This window comes from Amycolatopsis sp. lyj-112 (assembly GCF_046549055.1).
Taxonomy (GTDB): Bacteria; Actinomycetota; Actinomycetes; order Mycobacteriales; family Pseudonocardiaceae; genus Amycolatopsis.
Genome location: NZ_JAJPWS010000003.1, coordinates 63,808 through 80,251, shown reverse-complemented (window position 1 = coordinate 80,251; position 16,444 = coordinate 63,808). Strand labels below are relative to the sequence as shown.

Here is a 16,444-nt window from a genome sequence, read left to right as displayed (position 1 = left end):
GAAGAGGCCGAGGCGGAGGTTCACACAGGTGTTCGAGAGTGTCGGCTGGGGCGAAATCCTCATCATCATCGTCGCGGGTCTTTTCATCCTCGGTCCGGAACGGCTGCCCGAAGCGGCGGCGTGGATGGCGAAGAGCGTGCGCAAGGTCCGCGACTTCGCGACCGGGGCCAAGACGCAACTGCGCGAGGAGATGGGCCCGGAATTCGACCAGCTGCGCAAGCCGCTGGAGGATCTGCGCGGCCTGCGGAACTTCGACCCGAAGCGGGTCGTCACCCAGCACCTGTTCGACGGTGACTCGGATCCGCTCGGGCTCAACAACATCAACGGCACCAACGGGGGCACCAACGGCGGCGGTACCAACGGTGCCGCGAAGCCCAACGGCCACCCGGCCACGGCCGCCCAGTCCGAGCCGCTGAAGCCGGGCGAGCGCCCTCCGGTCGACCCCGACGCCACCTGACGACCCCCGCACCCCCGGCACCTACCGCGTTTAGTCCTCTGGTTGCGGTCCTTGCACGCGCAACCACCGCAATCAGTCCTCTAGTTGCGTGGCACTCCGGATGCTATGAACGGCCCGTTACTTGCAAATTTTGCAAGTAACGGGCCGTTCATAGCATCGGCGAGGGGCTGAGGTCAGCGGCCCGCGGGCGTGACGTTCAGCATCATCCCGGCCAGCCCGCGCGCCCGGACGGTCAGCTTCTTCGCCGCCTCCTTGAGCACGAGGGACGCCGGGGCGCCCGGCTCCGCCAGCACGATCGGCGTCCCCGCGTCACCGTGGGAGACCAAGCGCGGGTCCATCGGGATCTGCCCGAGCAGCGGCACGGGTGAGCCGACCGACTTCGACAGCGAATCGGCCACGGACTGCCCGCCGCCGGATCCGAAGAGCTCCATCCGCCCGCCGTCCGGCGTCTCCAGCCACGACATGTTCTCGATGACACCGGCGATCCGCTGCCGCGTCTGCAGCGCGATCGCGCCCGCGCGCTCGGCCACCTCGGCGGCCGCCTTCTGCGGGGTGGTGACGACGAGGATCTCCGCGTTCGGGATCAGCTGCGCCACCGAGATCGCGATGTCGCCGGTGCCCGGCGGCAGGTCCAGCAGCAGGATGTCGAGGTCGCCCCAGAACACGTCGGCGAGGAACTGCTGCAGCGCGCGGTGCAGCATCGGCCCGCGCCACACGACGGGCTCGTTGCCCGGGGTGAACATGCCGATCGAGATGACCTTCACGCCGTGCGCCTGCGGCGGCATGATCATCGTGTCGACCTTGGTCGGCTTCTCCCGCGCACCGAGCATCCGCGGCACCGAGTGCCCGTAGATGTCCGCGTCCACCACGCCGACGGAGAGCCCGCGCTCGGCCATCGCGGCGGCGAGGTTCACCGTCACCGAGGACTTGCCGACGCCGCCCTTGCCGGACGCGACGCAGTAGACCCGCGTCATCGAACCCGGCTGCGCGAACGGGATCACCGGTTCGGTGGCGTCACCGCGCAGCGATTTTCGCAGTTCCGTCCGTTGTTCGTCGTTCATGACGTCGAGCTCGACCTTGACGTCGCTGACGCCAGGGAGCTTCGCGACGGCATCGGTGGTGTCCTTGGTCAGCGTCGCCTTCAACGGGCAGCCGGCGACCGTCAGGTAGATCCCGACGGTGACCACACCGTCCGGACCGACCTCCACGCCCTTGACCATGCCGAGTTCGGTGATCGGCTTCTTGATCTCCGGGTCGTACACGGCCTTCAGCGCGGTGCGGACATCGTCGACGCTGGGGAGTTGCTGCGTACTGGTCACGCCTCCATGTTACGTACCGGTAGCGGCGCGGTCGGGTTTGCCCTTGCGCGGCTTGGCATCAAGATCCTCGCGGAGGCGGTCGAGTTCGCCGCGCAGGAAGTCGCGGGTGGCGACCTCGCCGACCGCGATCCGCAGCGACGCCAGCTCTCTCGCGAGGTATTCGGTGTCCGCCTTGGTCTGCTCTGCCCGATTCCGGTCTTCCTCCAGCGAGACGCGGTCGCGGTCGTCCTGGCGGTTCTGCGCCAGCAGGATGAGCGGTGCGGCGTAGGCGGCCTGTGTCGAGAACGCCAGGTTCAGCAGGATGAACGGGTACGGGTCCCAGCGCAGCGAGACCGCCACCAGGTTCAGCACGATCCAGACGATGACGGTCAGGGTCTGCCAGAACAGGTACTTGCCGGTGCCGAGGAACCGCGCGACCCGTTCGGTGAGCCTGCCGAAGGTGTCCGGATCCATGTTCAGCCTGAATCGGCCTTGGCCGCGGGGCTGGTCCAGCCGCCGCCCGGACGTCAGTTCAGGCACGTTCGTCCTCCTCGGTCTCTCCGTTGATTTCGCCGGTGATGTCGTGCAGCCCGGTCTCGCGCCAGTCCTCCGGGAGCAGGTGGTCGAGAACGTCGTCGACGGTGACCGCGCCCAGCAGGTGGTCTTCGGCGTCGACCACCGGCCCGCAGGTGAGGTTGTAGGCGGCGAAGTAGCGGGTGACCTCGGACAACGTGGCGTCGGGCCGCAACGCGGGCAACTGCGTGTCGACGGCGCTCGCGACCATCTCCGCGGGTGGTTCTCGCAGTAGCCGCTGGAAGTGGACGACGCCGACGAAGCGCCCCGTCGGCGTCTCGGTGGGTGGGCGGCAGACGAACACCATGCTCGCCAGCGCCACCGGGAGGTCGGCGTTGCGGATATGCGCGAGCGCCTCCGCGACCGTGCCGTCCGGGGTCAGGACGACCGGTTCCGGCGTCATCAACCCGCCGGCGGTGTCCGAGGAGTACTTGAGCAGCCGTTTCACCGGCGCCGACTCCTCGGGTTCCATCAGCTCCAGGAACCGGCTCTGCTCGGCGGGTGCCAGTTCGGCCAGCAGGTCGGCGGCGTCGTCGGGGTTCATCGCTTCGAGGATGTCGGCGGCGCGTTCCTCGGCGAGGTAGGACAGCAGTTCCTTCTGGTCGTCCTCGGGGAGTTCCTCGATGACATCGGCGAGGTGCTCATCGTCCATCGCGTCGGCGACTTCGTGCCGTCGTTTCAACGGCAGGTCCCGCACGGTGGCGGCGACGTCGGCCGCGCGCATGGTGTCGAACAGCATCAGCAGTTGCGCCGCGCCCTGGGTCTGCCCGGTCAGGTCGGTGAGCCCGAGCCCGGACACCTCCGACCACGGCAGCACCTGCATCGGCGCGCGCCGCCTGCCGAGGCCGAGCCTGCTCGACCGCTCGCGGATCGCGAGTTTCGCGAGCACCCAGTCCCGGGTCCGCGTCGGCTCCATGGCGGCGTCGACGACGGTGACCCGGGTGTCCGAGCCCGCCATCGTGGCGTACGCGTCGAACAGCTGCCCGACCACCAGCACCTCGTTGGGCCGCTGGTGGAAGCGGCGCATGTTGACCGAACCGGTGGCGAGCGTGATGGCGGTGGGCTCGATCGAGGTCACCCGCAACATCGGCACGAACACGCGGCGCCTCGTGGTCAGCTCGACGACGATGCCCAAGATCCGCGGCGGCTGCTGGTCCAGCCGCAGGCCGGCCACCAGGTCGCGCACCTTGCCGATCGATTCGCCGTCGGGTCCGAAAACCGGCAAACCGGCCAGCTGAGCTGCGAATACCCTGTTCAAGGCGGCCATGACCGAAGGTTATCGGCTCCCGGGGCGGGAGACGATTCGTGTGATCACCGCAATGCCCAGGCGGCGATTTCCGGGACGGCGACGTACGCGGGATCTTCGGCGATGGCCTCGGGCGAGGTGCCCTCGGCGAGGTCTTCGTAGAGCCAGGTCCAGTTCTGCACCGCGCGCACGAGTGTCCACGCCCGCGTGCGTTCGGCGTCCACTCCGGCCGCCTTGGTGAACCACGCGATCTTGTCGTCCATTGTGGACTCGGTCGCGCGGTTCCAGAGGATCGAGATCGCGCCGAACTCCAGGTCACCCGAAAGCGGCTTCGGGTCGATCACCAGCCACGGTTCGCGTTCGCCGGCGAGGACGTTCTCGAAGTGCAGGTCCTCGTTCGCCATCAGGTCGCCCGCCGTGGGGCCGAGATCCGCGCAGACTTCCACCGCCGCGTCAATGAACTTCCGGTCGAACGGCTCGCCCAGTTCGCTCCAGGTCCCCGGGAGTTCGGTGACCAGTTCCGCGGCTTCGTCGCGAAGGGAACGCTGTAGCGCTTCGGGAGCGGGGACGGCCAGGCGTCGCGCCAAGGCGCCGACGGTCTCGACGGCCTGCTGGATCGGCTCGGTCTCCAGCGACCGGCCGGCGTCGAGCCGCTCCAGGAGCAGCACGCCGTCCTCGGGCACGTTGTCGTACAGCAGGACCGCGCCCTGACCGGCCCAAGTGGACAGTGCGAGCGGCTCGTCGGCGGATTCCTCATGCGGCCAGCCGAGTTTGAGGATCGCGGGCGAGCCGTCGGAGCGGCGGACGGGCTGGGCGACGCCGACGAAGCCGTGCATGGCCTCGCCGTCGAATTCGAGATCCCACTTGCCGGCGTACTTCTCGGCGAGGAAGGGCAGGGAGTCGAGCCACTCGGCGGCTCCGGGGCCGAGTTCGGCGGCACGGTCGAGGAATTTGGGTGGGATCTTGAAACCGGTCACGATCCCACCTTGGCAGCCGTGTCCACCGTGTTTCGACCGTGACCCGCCGGGCGTACCGTGAACAGGGAGAACAACCCCGGGAGCAGCCATGGTGGTGGAGATTCTCAGTGCGGTCGCCGTCGCGGGCGGCGCTTGGCTCGCGACGAGCCTGCGTGTGGTGAAACAGTACGAACGCGGTCTCATCTTCCGGTTCGGCCGGGTCCGGGCGACCATCCGGGAACCGGGACTGGCGCTGCTGGTGCCCTTCGCGGACCGGATCCAGAAGGTCAACATGCAGATCATCACGATGCCGATCCCCGCGCAGGACGGCATCACCCGCGACAACGTCAGCGTGCGGGTCGACGCGGTCGTCTACTTCAAGGTGATCGACCCGGTACTGGCCGCGATCAACGTGCAGGACTACCGCTCGGCCGTCGGCCAGGTCGCGCAGACCTCGCTGCGGTCCATCATCGGCAAGAGCGAGCTGGACGACCTGCTGTCGAACCGCGAACGGCTCAACGAGGGCTTGGAGCTGATGATCGACAGCCCGGCGCTGGACTGGGGCATCCACATCGACCGGGTCGAGATCAAGGACGTCGCGCTGCCGGAATCGATGAAACGCTCGATGTCACGCCAGGCCGAAGCCGAACGCGAGCGCCGGGCGCGGGTCATCTCGGCCGACGGTGAACTGCAGGCGTCGTACAAGCTTTCGCAGGCGGCCGCGACCATGGCCGATACCCCGGCGGCGATGCAGTTGCGGCTGCTGGAGACCGTGGTGCAGGTGTCGGCGGAGAAGAACTCGACACTGGTGCTGCCGTTCCCGGTGGAACTGCTGCGTTTCCTCGACGCGAACACGCCCAGGGCTTCGACGCCTGCGGCGGCTCCTCCGGCTCCTGCCGTTCCTGATCCGGCTCTCGCGGTGCCCGACGCCGCGGAAGCCAACGGTCAGGTGGCCCCGGTGCCCCGCGAACCGGACGACGCCGACCTGCGGACCTGAGGCGATAGTAAAGGTCCCTTGCTCTCTATTCGCGGAGCCGACCGTCGGGAAGTGTCATGAAAGGGTCTTTCAGGACGAAAAGTGTCCTGAAAGACCCTTTCATGACATCGGCACGGCTCTGGTGGCCGCCGGTGAGCGGCTAGTCGAGTTCTCCGTTGACGCCCAAGATGATCAGCGTGCCGAAGAAACCGGTGTACAGCGCGATGACGACGTAGGCGATGATCACCGCCGCGAGCGCCATGCCGCGCCCGCCGGCCTCGCCGCGGTTCGCTTTCGCGAGTCCGATGTGCCCGAGCACCAGCCCGACGACCACGGTCACGCACGAGCAGATGCCGACGAGCGAGCACACCAGCCCGGCGATCGCCATCCCGTTGTCCTGCGTGCGGCGCGGCGCCGCGGCCGCGTACGGGTTGTACGGCTGGCCGTAGGGCGGCGGCGGGTACGTCGGGATCATCGGGATCGGCTGGGGTGTGTACACGGCGGGCACCGGGGCGTCCGGGGTCGCGAAGCCAGGGGTCGGCACGGGCTGGGCGGTCAGCGGGTCGATGGCCTGCGCGTACGGCGGCGCGGGCGGGTCGAGCGGCTGGGGATAGAACGGTTCGGACGGCTGGGTTTCGGACGGCCGGGCCTCGGCGGTCGGGGTCTCGTCGGCCTGCGTGGCGTCGAACGGAGGCGGCGGCGCGAACGGCGCGGGAGGCGCGAACGGGGCGGGCGGCTGGAACTGCTGCGGTTCCGCCGGCGCCGGGCTCGACACCGTCTCGGACGCGGACGTCGGGTCCGAGAACCCGGTCGAGTCGGTGAAGGACGACGTCGAGTCGGACGTCGACGGAGTGTCCTGCGAGTCGGAACTGCTCATCGGAGTTGGCCCCCTGGTTCGTGCGGGACACCACCGTATCCGGGAACCGGTCACGAGACGCCCGCGGCACCGATCGCCAGCACCACGAACACGAACCACAGGATGACCGGGATGAGCCACAGCCCCACGATCGCGTAACCGATGATCATCCCCGCCTGCGCCATGCCCTGGCCGCCCGCTTCGCCGCGCTTCGCCTTCGAGAGCGCGATGTGGCCGAAGACGATCCCGAGGATCGCCGGGAAGCACATGACCAGCCCGATCAGCGAGCACACCAGCGAAGCCACCGCCATGCCCTGGTCCGGCGGCCGCACGTAGGCGTAGGGCTGCTGGACGTAGAACTGTGGCGGCGGCTGATAGGGCTGGAGGCCGTACGGCTGCTCGAACTGCCCGGACGGCTGCTGCTCGTACGGGTCGTGCGGATTCGTCATGCGGTCCCCCTCGTCGGCTCCGGACCGTACCGTCACGGATGGGCGTACGCGTGACTGCGCTCATAGCAGGGACCCGGGTTTCGCGTCATACTCACCGGTAACCCAGCGCCGGGCGACCGGCGCGCGCGACTTAAGGGAGCAGCGATGGCTCGCCTCGCCCAGACCGCCGGCTTGACCGACGTGCAGTCCGAAATCCTGGCCACGGTCCGCCAGTTCGTGGACAAGGAGGTCATCCCGCGCGCGCAGGAACTCGAACACTCCGACACCTATCCCACCGACATCGTCGAGGGGATGAAGGAGATGGGCCTGTTCGGGCTCACCATCCCGGAGGAGTACGGCGGCCTCGGCGAATCGCTGCTCACCTACGCGCTCGTGGTCGAGGAGATCGCGCGCGGCTGGATGAGCGTCTCCGGCGTGATCAACACGCACTTCATCGTCGCGCACATGATCTCCCGGCACGGGACGCCCGAGCAGAAGCAGCACTTCCTGCCGCGGATGGCGACCGGTGAGGTGCGCGGCTCGTTCTCGATGTCCGAGCCGGACCTCGGTTCCGACGTCGCCGCGATCAAGACCAAGGCCCGCCGGACCGACGACGGCTATGTCATCGACGGCGCGAAGATGTGGCTGACCAACGGCGGCAGTTCCAACCTGATCGCGCTGCTCGTCAAGACCGACGAGGGCGCGGAGAAGGCCCACCAGAACCTCACCACGTTCCTGGTCGAAAAGCCCGAAGGCTTCGGCGAGGTCGCTCCCGGCCTCACCATCCCGGGCAAGATCGACAAGATGGGCTACAAGGGCGTCGACACCACCGAAGCCGTTTTCGACGGCTACAAGATCGGCGCGGACATGGTGCTCGGCGAAGCTCCGGGCAAGGGCTTCGCGTACATGATGGACGGTGTCGAGGTCGGCCGGGTCAACGTCGCCGCGCGGGCGTGCGGGATCGCGATCCGCGCGTTCGAACTGGCCGTGGAGTACGCCCAGCAGCGCAAGACCTTCGGCAAGGCGATCGCCGAGCACCAGGCGGTGGCGTTCAAGCTCGCGGAGATGGCCACCAAGGTCGAGGCCGCGCACCTGATGATGGTCAACGCCGCGCGGCTCAAGGACTCCGGCGAGCGCAACGACGTCGAGGCCGGGATGGCGAAGCTCATCGCGAGCGAGTACTGCGCCGAGGTCACCCAGGATTCCTTCCGCATCCACGGTGGCTACGGCTACTCGAAGGAGTACGAGATCGAGCGTCTGATGCGCGAGGCGCCGTTCCTGCTCATCGGCGAGGGCACCAGCGAGATCCAGAAGACCATCATCTCGCGCGGCCTCTTGCGGGAATACAAGAGCAGGAGCTGATTCCGCACGGTCGGGGTAACCCGAACCGGCGAAAGATCACTTCGGTTCTCAAGTGCCGCCCACGCCCTTTCGAGCGGATCCGGCTTACCCAAAGTGGTCCCGGCCTGATTCTTCCGGACGGATCGTGGGGTTTGAAACCGTGATCGTCCGAAACGGCACACCCCGGGTGACACTTTGCCGTCATCGCGGGCGTTTTTCCGCTGCCCTTCTCGATTTTCGGCACCTCCGTGCCCGGCGTACGTTCCGGCTGGAAGGTGTTTACGGAGGAGGGCAAGTGAACCGACGGACAAGGATCAGTGGAATCGCCGTCGTGGCTTTCGCGGTTCTGACGGTCGCCGGCTGCGGCGATGACGACAAGGACGCCAACGCCGGCGGAAACGCGCAGGCTTCGTCAGCGGCGAGTGCCGTGGCGCCCGGGCAGGGCAGCGCGGCACCGGGCGACGGGGCCCAGAACGGCGACAACCAGAACGGTGACAACCAGAACGGGCAGCCGGACGCGGCCGCGGTGCAGGGTCTCCAGACCAAACTCGACGAGATCCTCACCGCCTCCCCGGTGAAGTTCTCGCCGCAGAGCGCCGATCTGACCGACGAGGGTGAAGCGACCCTGAAGAAGGTCGCCGAAGCCGCCGCTGCGGCACCGGCCGTGAAGCTCGAGGTCGGTACGCACGCGGGCTATCCCGACGCGGCCATGGCGACCGAACTGTCGCAGAAGCGCGCCGACGCGGTGAGCAAGGTCCTCACCACCGGCGGCGTCGCGGCCGACCGGATCATGGCCAAGGCCGAGGGCAGCGAGGGTGTCGGCGGTGACGACGCCAAGGCCATGACGGCCGCCATCAAGGCCGCCCAGTAGCCCGGACCCGGGACAGAGGCCCCTTCCGGGCGTGACGGAGAACCGTCTCGCCCGGAAGGGGTCTTTTCGTCGCCCGTCCGGCTGGTTCGCGTCGTGCGCCCGTCCTTGAGAGGATGGACGGCGACGGGCGAGAGGTGGTTGGCGTGAGTGCTCCCTTTGGCGGAGGCGGACGTGCCGCGGGCGGACTGCCCAGACTGCCGACGCAGCCTTCGGGCTGGCCGGTCGGCTCCTACGCGACGTACGGCGAAGCGCAACATGCCGTCGACTTCCTCGCGGAGAAGGAATTCGGGGTCACCGACGTGACCATCGTCGGGGTCGACCTGATGCTCGTCGAGCGCATCCTCGGCAAGCTGAGCTGGGGCCGTGTGCTGGGCACCGGCGCGGTGTCGGGCGCGTGGTTCGGCCTGATCATCGGCCTGTTGCTGGGCATGTTCAACGACCAGGGCTTCGCCTGGCAGCCCATGATCGGCGGGCTCGTGCTCGGCATTCTGGCGTGGACGGTCTTCGCGGCCATCAGCTACAGCATGTCCCGCCGCGACTTCTCCTCCGCGAGCCAGCTGGTCGCCGGCCGCTACGACGTGCTCTGCCAGCCGCGTTCGGCCGAGCGGGCCCGGGAGCTTCTGGCGCAGCTCGCGCTGCGTCCGCCCCGCCCCGGCCGATGACGCGGCGGGCTCGAACGGCACCGGACCACTGACATTCGGCGGTACGGGTTCCGCTGTTCGCCCTGCGCTCCGCTGAATCGTTACCGATACTGCTTGCGGGCGATGATCGCCCGGAATAGGTTGCACAACACCAGTCGGGCGGACGCGTACTCCATCGCGTTCGCCCGAGCACTAGCACGTCGGGGTGCTGGCGCGCGGCTTGCTTCAACGCGTCTAGTGCCGGCCGGTCAGCCACCTCGGGCGTGCGCGCGGGTGAGGAGGCCTCATGGGGAAGAGGATGAGCGCGAGCCGGAGTGGCCGCTCGCCGGGCCGCACTGCCGCGCTACTCGGCGCGACAGCGCTGACGGCGGGCCTGCTGGCCGGCTGCGGATCCGGTTCAGGATTGAAGATCAACGTCTATTACGCGCCCGAAGACAATTTCCAGTCCGTTGTGGACGAATGCACCAAAGCCTCGAACGGGCGCTACGAGGTCGTGTACAACAAGCTCCCCCGAGGAGCGGACGGCCAGCGCGAGCAGATGGTGCGCCGCATGGCCGCTGGGGATGATTCACTCGACGTACTGGGGCTGGACGTCACCTGGGTCTCCGAGTTCGCGGAGGCGGGCTGGGCCGAGGAGTGGACCGGTGCGGCGAAGTCCGAGGCCACCGCCGGTGTCCTGCCGGGACCGCTGGAAACCGCCACGTGGAACGGAAAGCTCTACGCGGCGACCAAGAACACCAACGTCCAGCTGCTCTGGTACGACGATCGGCTGACGCCGACACCGCCGAAGACCTGGGACGAGATGATCCAGCAGGGCCAGGCGCTCAAGGCGCAGGGCAAACCGGGGAACGTCGTGTTCACCGGTGCGCAGTACGAAGGCCTCGTCGTCATCTACAACACGCTCGTCGAGTCGGCGGGCGGCAAGATCCTTTCCGACGACGGCAAGTCGGTGGTGATGGACGCGGGCGCGGTCAAGGCGCTCGAAATGCTCAAGAAGGTCACCACGGCCGGGGTCACCGACGCGTCGCTGACCAACGCGAAGGAGGATGATGTCCGCCTGGCGTTCCAGCGTGGCAACGCCGCCTTCGAGCTGAACTGGCCGTTCGTCTACGCCGCCTACGCCAAGGACAAGAAGGACGAACTCCAGCACTTCAAGTGGACCACCTATCCGGAGTTCGAAGCGGGCAAGCCCGCCAAGACGACCATCGGTGGCTACAACATGGCGGTCAGTTCGACGTCGAAGCACAAGACGGAGGCCTTCGAGGTCGCGCTGTGCCTGCGCAACGAGAAGAACCAGAAGTTCTCCGCGCTCAAGGACGGTGTCCCGCCCACGCTCGAATCGCTTTACACGGACACGTTGCCGCTCGACGCGACAGCGCCGCAGAGCGATGACAACCCGAGCATGGACACGAAATACCCGATGCGGGAAACGATTCTGGAGGCCCTCAAGGACGCCGCGGTGCGTCCCTTGACCCCGGCGTACCAGAACGCTTCGACCGTGTTGTCGAAGGTTCTTTCCCCGCCTTCTGAAATCGATCCGCAGAAGACCGCGGAGAAGCTGCGCGAGCAGCTCGCCGACGCGCTCCAGTCGAAGGGAGTGATCCCGTGACCGTGCAGGAAACCGCCGCTTCGGCGACGAAGAGCGGGACGGGCAAGAAGGCCAAACCCGTTCTCAGTGAAGGAAAGAAGGCCGAGCGCAAGCTCGGGCTCTGGTTGTGCGCTCCGGCCGCGTTCGTGATGATCGCGGTGACCGGGTACCCGATCATCTACTCGATCTGGCTTTCCCTGCAGCGCTACGACCTGCGTTTCCCCGCGCAGCAGGAATTCGTCGGGCTGGACAACTACGTCGCGGTACTGACCAACAGTTACTGGTGGACGGCGTTCGGGACGACGATGGGCTTGACCATCGTTTCGGTGGTGATCGAATTCGTCCTGGGTATGGGTCTGGCGTTGATCATGCACCGGACGCTGGTCGGCCGGGGCCTCGTGCGGACGGTCGCCCTGATCCCGTACGGCATCGTGACGGTGGTCGCGGCGTTCTCCTGGTACTACGCCTGGACACCGGACACGGGCTACCTGGCGAACATGTTCGCGTCGGATTCCGCGCCGTTGACGCAGTACGGGTCGTCGCTGGCGATCATCGTGCTGGCCGAGGTGTGGAAGACGACGCCGTTCATGGCGCTGCTGCTGATGGCCGGGCTGGCGCTGGTGCCGGACGACCTGCTCAAGGCGGCGGCGATGGACGGCGCGACGGCGTGGCAGCGGTTCACCAAGGTGATGCTGCCGGTGATGAAGCCGGCGATCCTGGTGGCGCTGCTGTTCCGCACCCTGGACGCGTTCCGGATCTTCGACAACATCTTCGTGCTCACCAACGGTGCGCAGGACACGTCGTCGGTGTCGATGCAGACCTACAACAACCTGGTCAAGGGGTTGAACCTCGGGATCGGGTCGACGATGGCGGTGCTGATCTTCATCACGGTGGCGATCATCGCCTTCCTCTTCATCAAGGTGTTCGGCACGGCCGCACCCGGTAGTGACAATGGGGGTAAGCGCTGATGGCGATGGGAGGAGCGGTCACTACCGGCCGCAAACTCAAGTGGGGCCTGGTGGACATCCTGGTCCTGGTGTTCGCGCTGGTCCCCGTGCTCTGGGTGGTTTCGCTTTCGTTCAAGACCAAGGAGACCTTGGACGACGGGAAGTTCATCCCGTCGGAATGGACGTGGCAGAACTACGCGGACATCTTCGAGACCACGGAGTTCATCCGCGCACTGGTGAACTCGATCGGGATCGCGATCATCGCGACGGTGATCGCGGTCGTCCTCGGCACGATGGCGGCCTACGCCATCGCGCGGCTGGACTTCCCCGGTAAGCAGCTGCTGGTGGGGATGTCGCTGCTGATCGCGATGTTCCCGCAGGTCTCACTGGTGACGCCGCTGTTCAACATCGAACGTGAGCTGGGGTTGTTCGACACCTGGCCCGGGTTGATCCTGCCGTACATCACGTTCGCGCTGCCGCTGTCGATCTACACGCTTTCCGCGTTCTTCCGGGAAATCCCGTGGGAGCTGGAAAAAGCGGCGAAGATGGACGGCGCGACCCCGGCGCAGGCGTTCCGGAAGGTGATCGCGCCCTTGGCGGCACCGGGGGTGTTCACCACCGCGATCCTGGTGTTCATCTTCTGCTGGAACGACTTCCTGTTCGCGATCTCGCTGACCTCGACCGAGGCCTCGCGCACGGTCCCGGCGGCGCTGTCGTTCTTCACCGGGTCCTCGCAGTTCGAAGATCCCACCGGGACGATCTCCGCGGCCGCCGTGGTGATCACCGTCCCGATCATTCTGTTCGTGTTGTTCTTCCAGCGTCGCATTGTGGCGGGGCTGACGTCTGGTGCGGTGAAGGGCTGACCCATGGCTGAAATCATTCTCGAGAAGGTGACCAAGAAGTACCCCGACGGCGCCCTCGCGGTGTCCGAAGTGGACATCACGATCGCCGACGGTGAGTTCATCATCCTGGTCGGCCCGTCCGGCTGCGGAAAGTCCACGACGCTGAACATGGTCGCCGGGCTGGAGGACATCTCTTCCGGCGAACTGCGGATCGATGGCAAGCGTGTCAACGAAAAGGCGCCGAAGGACCGCGACATCGCGATGGTGTTCCAGTCCTACGCCCTCTATCCGCATATGAGCGTGCGGGAGAACATGGCGTTCCCGTTGCGGCTGGCCAAGGTCGACGACAAGATCGTGCGGGCCAAGGTGGAGGAGGCCGCGCAGATCCTCGATCTGACCGGGCACCTCGACCGCAAACCCGCCAACCTCTCCGGCGGGCAGCGTCAGCGGGTCGCGATGGGACGGGCGATCGTCCGTAATCCCAAGGCGTTCCTGATGGACGAGCCACTGTCCAATCTGGACGCGAAGCTCCGCGGCCAGATGCGCACGTCGGTGTCGAAGATCCAGAAGCAGCTGGGTACCACGACCCTGTACGTCACGCACGACCAGACCGAGGCCATGACCCTCGGCGACCGGGTCGTGGTGCTGCGGGCCGGGTACGTGCAGCAGATCGGTTCGCCGCAGTTCCTCTACGACAACCCGGCGAACCTGTTCGTGGCCGGGTTCATCGGCAGCCCGTCGATGAACTTCGTGGCGGCGACGCTGGAGAACGGGATCGCGCGCAGCGCGCTGGGCGACATCCCGCTCACCGACCGGGTCCGGCGGCTGGTCGAGGCCGCCGACGCGCCGCGTGAGGTCATCGTCGGCATCCGGCCGGAACATTTCGAGGACGCCTCGCTGGTGGAGGAATCCGCTCGCGGGGGCGGGGCCACGTTCACCGCCCACGTCGACGTCCTCGAGTCGATGGGCTCGGAGAAGTTCGCGCACTTCTCCGTCGAAGGTGAGGTCGCGTCGTCGTCCGACCTCGCGGATCTCGCCGCCGACAGCGGATCCGCGGACGTCCCGGGTTCCGAGTCGCAGATCGTGGCCCGGCTTTCGGCCACGTCCTCGGCCGCGGAGAACCAGAACATCGACCTCTGGTTCGACGCCGACAAGATCAAGCTCTTCGATGGGGCCAGTGGCAAGAACCTGACCTACACCGACTAGCCGGTCGTCCGAAGGCCCTCTTCTTCCCGCTTCGGTGTGGAGAAGGGGGCCTTCGCTTCGCTCAGGATCAGTAGTCGGACTGGGGGAGCACGATCCAGAGAACGAGGTAGACCAGGAACTGCGGGCCGGGCAGCAGGCAGGAGAGCACGGCGAACAGGCGGACCTTGCCCGGCGTGGTGCCGAACCGTTTGGCGAGACCGGCGCAGACGCCGCCGATCATGCGGCCCTGGCGCGGTCGGGTCAGGCGGGTGGCTACGGCGTTGCTCACGGGGTTCGTCCCTTTCGGTCGTCACGGCGGGTCATGATCGAGCAGGTCTCGATCCGGCCGTAGAACCCATTCTCCCGGCACGGTCGCCCGCTCGCATCCCACCGCGGACGGAAACGCACCCCTAGGGGCGTTAAATCGCCGTCAAGTCCCCACCTGGGGAAACGGGCCGGACCCTGTGTTCTTCGCCCGTAGGGGGTGGTATTCGACGCGGGGTTGACGATACTGCTGCGGTGCGCCCGACGAGTCCCATCGCAGTCCTCTGTTGCCTGTTCCTCGTAACGGCCTGTGCCGCGCCGGCACCGTCGGCGACACCGCCGCCGACCACGGAAAGCGACGAAGCCTTGACCGCCGCCGCGGCGCTGGGGGAGTACACCTCGCTCGACTACTGCAGCCTCGTCGATCAAGGAAAGGTGGTCGGCGGCGGCAACGCGGTGAAGCCGCCGGTCTCGTCTTTCGAGTACTGCCACCTGGAATTCGTCGAGGGCGCCAACCGGTACGTCGTCACGACCGGCCCGATCACCTCCGGGCAGGACCCGAACAACACGCCGTACGAGTACGCGGGGGTGCTGCCCGAGGGCGTCAGCGTCCAGCAGTCGACGTTCAACGAGGCCACCGCCTGCACGCGGCTGCTGACCTTCGCCGACGGGATCCGGCTGTCCGTCGTCGTCACCTCCGACAACACGGACCCGTCCGACCAGGCCACCCGCTGCCGGAAGGCCGACGCGACGGTGGGCGGCGCGGTCGCCGCGATCAGCACGCAGAAGGTCGGAAGGCTGAACTTCGACCGGCGTTCGTGGGGCCGGGTCGCCCCCTGTGCCCTGCTCGACCAGCACGAACTCGACGCCGCCGCCGGCCCCGAGACCAAACCCGCCCCCGCGCTGTCCGGGCACAGCTGCATCCGCGGCAAGGTCAGCGTCACCCTGTCGGTCGGCGGCGACACCACACCCGGCGCGACGGAAGCCCTCGGCGGACGTCAGGCGCAGGTGGCCACGTCGGGCGCGTTCTGCCAGGTGACGACGCACCGGCCGATCCCCGGCACGCCGGACCGCGTCGAGCAGGCGATGCTCACCGTGGTCGGCGTCGACGGGGCGGCCGGCGACGCGTCGTGCGCGGCGGCGCGGCAGGTCGCGGTGGCGGTTTACCCGAAGCTCCCTTGAGCACCCCGTGCCGCGTTTAGTCCTCTAATGGCGTTTGGTCAGCGCAGGCGCGGAAGTCTGAAGGAGCACATCGCCTCGTCCAGCGCCTCGAAGTCCAGCGGCGGGTGCGGCAGGGTGGTGGCGCGGCCGGGCTCGGCGCGGAGGCCGTCGAGCAGCAGCGCGAGGCACCGGCGCCAGAGGTCCGGCTGAATACCGTGCGTGAACTCGATGACCGAGCCGATCATCTGATGAAGCAGCGGCATATCCGTCGGCACGACGTCGGCGCGCAGGACTCCGGCGGTCTGCGCCCGCTCGACGAGCTGTGTGATCAACGGCACCATGCGTGCTTTCGCCTCGGCGACGCGCTCGTGGCCGAAGACGTTGGACAGCATGACTTCACGTAACCCGCGGTCACCGGCGTGCAGTTCGGCCGCTCGCCAGGTGAAGCTCGTGAAGCCTTCCCAGGGGTCTTCGGCGCGAAGCGCTTCTTCGGCGAACTCGCGGATCGTCTCGAACTGATCGACGAACATCGCCTCGACCAGGTGTTCCTTGCTGGGGAAGCGGCGGTAGACGGTGCCGACGCCGACTCCCGCGTGATGAGCGACGTCGTCGAGGGTCGCTTCGAGGCCGCGTGCGCCGAAGACGTCGCGTGCCGCGGTGATGATGCGCTGCCGATTGAGTTCAGCGTCGCGCCGCAGCGGCCGCGCCGGTGCGGCGGGAGCGAGGTCCCGTGCCATCGGTCCAGCTTAACAAACAAAGTAGAGGATGCCTCTCCGCTTTTCGGGTACCTTGGCGGCGAAAGGGGAGATACCTA

General features: G+C 67.5%; 18 protein-coding genes. 10 read left to right on the top strand and 8 right to left on the bottom strand.

Annotation, left to right across the window (positions count from 1 at the left end):
- Positions 1 to 28: 28 nt before the first annotated feature.
- The gene (tatB, locus tag ACLJRL_RS12265) at positions 29 to 457 is read left to right on the top strand and encodes a Sec-independent protein translocase protein TatB (protein WP_410656253.1); all 429 of its coding nucleotides are present in this window, start codon (positions 29 to 31) and stop codon (positions 455 to 457) included.
- Between the two features lie 173 nt (positions 458 to 630).
- Here the strand turns inward: tatB and ACLJRL_RS12260 are convergent, their stop codons facing one another.
- Genes ACLJRL_RS12260 through ACLJRL_RS12245 form a run of 4 tightly spaced genes read right to left on the bottom strand, consistent with a single transcriptional unit; the run spans position 631 to position 4,551 of the window.
- Positions 631 to 1,776: an Mrp/NBP35 family ATP-binding protein gene (locus tag ACLJRL_RS12260; RefSeq protein WP_410656252.1), complete on the bottom strand. Its 1,146-nt coding sequence runs from the start codon at positions 1,774 to 1,776 to the stop codon at positions 631 to 633.
- 9 nt (positions 1,777 to 1,785) lie between these two features.
- Positions 1,786 to 2,295: a DUF1003 domain-containing protein gene (locus tag ACLJRL_RS12255; protein WP_410656251.1), complete on the bottom strand. Its 510-nt coding sequence runs from the start codon at positions 2,293 to 2,295 to the stop codon at positions 1,786 to 1,788.
- Positions 2,288 to 3,595 (bottom strand): magnesium transporter MgtE N-terminal domain-containing protein, encoded by a 1,308-nt coding sequence (locus ACLJRL_RS12250; RefSeq protein WP_410656250.1) that lies wholly within the window; start codon positions 3,593 to 3,595, stop codon positions 2,288 to 2,290. The genes ACLJRL_RS12255 and ACLJRL_RS12250 overlap by 8 nt, the downstream gene beginning before the upstream one ends.
- Before the next feature lie 44 nt (positions 3,596 to 3,639).
- Positions 3,640 to 4,551: an aminoglycoside phosphotransferase family protein gene (locus tag ACLJRL_RS12245; protein WP_410656249.1), complete on the bottom strand. Its 912-nt coding sequence runs from the start codon at positions 4,549 to 4,551 to the stop codon at positions 3,640 to 3,642.
- Positions 4,552 to 4,639: 88 nt separating this feature from the next.
- Here ACLJRL_RS12245 and ACLJRL_RS12240 point away from each other — a divergent pair, with 88 nt between their 5' ends.
- Complete coding sequence (locus tag ACLJRL_RS12240; RefSeq protein WP_410656248.1) at positions 4,640 to 5,527, top strand: SPFH domain-containing protein; 888 nt, start codon at positions 4,640 to 4,642, stop codon at positions 5,525 to 5,527.
- A gap of 139 nt (positions 5,528 to 5,666) precedes the next feature.
- Here the strand turns inward: ACLJRL_RS12240 and ACLJRL_RS12235 are convergent, their stop codons facing one another.
- Together ACLJRL_RS12235 and ACLJRL_RS12230 are read right to left on the bottom strand one after the other, a co-directional pair.
- Positions 5,667 to 6,383: a DUF4190 domain-containing protein gene (locus tag ACLJRL_RS12235; protein ID WP_410656247.1), complete on the bottom strand. Its 717-nt coding sequence runs from the start codon at positions 6,381 to 6,383 to the stop codon at positions 5,667 to 5,669.
- Between the two features lie 50 nt (positions 6,384 to 6,433).
- Positions 6,434 to 6,811, bottom strand: coding sequence for a DUF4190 domain-containing protein (locus ACLJRL_RS12230; RefSeq protein WP_410656246.1), 378 nt, complete (start codon positions 6,809 to 6,811; stop codon positions 6,434 to 6,436).
- Between the two features lie 144 nt (positions 6,812 to 6,955).
- Here ACLJRL_RS12230 and ACLJRL_RS12225 point away from each other — a divergent pair, with 144 nt between their 5' ends.
- The 7 genes from ACLJRL_RS12225 (at position 6,956) to ACLJRL_RS12195 (ending at position 14,226) form a co-directional block, all read left to right on the top strand.
- Positions 6,956 to 8,152, top strand: coding sequence for an acyl-CoA dehydrogenase family protein (locus ACLJRL_RS12225; protein ID WP_410656245.1), 1,197 nt, complete (start codon positions 6,956 to 6,958; stop codon positions 8,150 to 8,152).
- A gap of 274 nt (positions 8,153 to 8,426) precedes the next feature.
- Positions 8,427 to 9,002 carry an OmpA family protein gene (locus ACLJRL_RS12220; RefSeq protein WP_410656244.1) on the top strand — a complete coding sequence of 192 codons (576 nt, stop codon included), beginning with the start codon at positions 8,427 to 8,429 and terminating at the stop codon, positions 9,000 to 9,002.
- A gap of 143 nt (positions 9,003 to 9,145) precedes the next feature.
- Positions 9,146 to 9,664, top strand: coding sequence for a general stress protein (locus ACLJRL_RS12215; RefSeq protein ID WP_410656243.1), 519 nt, complete (start codon positions 9,146 to 9,148; stop codon positions 9,662 to 9,664).
- 265 nt (positions 9,665 to 9,929) lie between these two features.
- Positions 9,930 to 11,252, top strand: coding sequence for an ABC transporter substrate-binding protein (locus tag ACLJRL_RS12210; protein WP_410656242.1), 1,323 nt, complete (start codon positions 9,930 to 9,932; stop codon positions 11,250 to 11,252).
- On the top strand, positions 11,249 to 12,199 hold the full coding sequence (locus tag ACLJRL_RS12205) for a carbohydrate ABC transporter permease (protein ID WP_410656241.1): 951 nt from the start codon (positions 11,249 to 11,251) through the stop codon (positions 12,197 to 12,199). The genes ACLJRL_RS12210 and ACLJRL_RS12205 overlap by 4 nt, the downstream gene beginning before the upstream one ends.
- Complete coding sequence (locus tag ACLJRL_RS12200) at positions 12,199 to 13,041, top strand: carbohydrate ABC transporter permease (RefSeq protein WP_410656240.1); 843 nt, start codon at positions 12,199 to 12,201, stop codon at positions 13,039 to 13,041. The genes ACLJRL_RS12205 and ACLJRL_RS12200 overlap by 1 nt, the downstream gene beginning before the upstream one ends.
- Before the next feature lie 3 nt (positions 13,042 to 13,044).
- Positions 13,045 to 14,226 (top strand): ABC transporter ATP-binding protein, encoded by a 1,182-nt coding sequence (locus ACLJRL_RS12195; RefSeq protein ID WP_410656239.1) that lies wholly within the window; start codon positions 13,045 to 13,047, stop codon positions 14,224 to 14,226.
- Between the two features lie 67 nt (positions 14,227 to 14,293).
- Here ACLJRL_RS12195 and ACLJRL_RS12190 read toward each other — a convergent pair whose 3' ends face one another.
- Positions 14,294 to 14,494 (bottom strand): PspC domain-containing protein, encoded by a 201-nt coding sequence (locus ACLJRL_RS12190; protein ID WP_410656238.1) that lies wholly within the window; start codon positions 14,492 to 14,494, stop codon positions 14,294 to 14,296.
- Between the two features lie 230 nt (positions 14,495 to 14,724).
- Here ACLJRL_RS12190 and ACLJRL_RS12185 point away from each other — a divergent pair, with 230 nt between their 5' ends.
- The gene (locus ACLJRL_RS12185) at positions 14,725 to 15,651 is read left to right on the top strand and encodes a hypothetical protein (RefSeq protein WP_410656237.1); all 927 of its coding nucleotides are present in this window, start codon (positions 14,725 to 14,727) and stop codon (positions 15,649 to 15,651) included.
- 38 nt (positions 15,652 to 15,689) lie between these two features.
- Here the strand turns inward: ACLJRL_RS12185 and ACLJRL_RS12180 are convergent, their stop codons facing one another.
- Positions 15,690 to 16,367, bottom strand: a complete 678-nt coding sequence (locus ACLJRL_RS12180; protein ID WP_410656236.1) for a TetR/AcrR family transcriptional regulator — start codon at positions 16,365 to 16,367, stop codon at positions 15,690 to 15,692.
- Positions 16,368 to 16,444: the final 77 nt, after the last annotated feature.

Bases quoted from the DNA above. Each gene is read 5' to 3' on its own strand.
- ACLJRL_RS12250 (WP_410656250.1), bottom strand. From the start codon at position 3,595: ATGGCCGCCTTGAACAGGGTATTCGCAGCTCAGCTGGCCGGTTTGCCG.
- ACLJRL_RS12240 (WP_410656248.1), top strand. From the start codon at position 4,640: ATGGTGGTGGAGATTCTCAGTGCGGTCGCCGTCGCGGGCGGCGCTTGG.
- ACLJRL_RS12235 (WP_410656247.1), bottom strand. From the start codon at position 6,383: ATGAGCAGTTCCGACTCGCAGGACACTCCGTCGACGTCCGACTCGACG.
- ACLJRL_RS12230 (WP_410656246.1), bottom strand. From the start codon at position 6,811: ATGACGAATCCGCACGACCCGTACGAGCAGCAGCCGTCCGGGCAGTTC.
- ACLJRL_RS12225 (WP_410656245.1), top strand. From the start codon at position 6,956: ATGGCTCGCCTCGCCCAGACCGCCGGCTTGACCGACGTGCAGTCCGAA.
- ACLJRL_RS12210 (WP_410656242.1), top strand. From the start codon at position 9,930: ATGGGGAAGAGGATGAGCGCGAGCCGGAGTGGCCGCTCGCCGGGCCGC.
- ACLJRL_RS12200 (WP_410656240.1), top strand. From the start codon at position 12,199: ATGGCGATGGGAGGAGCGGTCACTACCGGCCGCAAACTCAAGTGGGGC.
- ACLJRL_RS12195 (WP_410656239.1), top strand. From the start codon at position 13,045: ATGGCTGAAATCATTCTCGAGAAGGTGACCAAGAAGTACCCCGACGGC.
- ACLJRL_RS12180 (WP_410656236.1), bottom strand. From the start codon at position 16,367: ATGGCACGGGACCTCGCTCCCGCCGCACCGGCGCGGCCGCTGCGGCGC.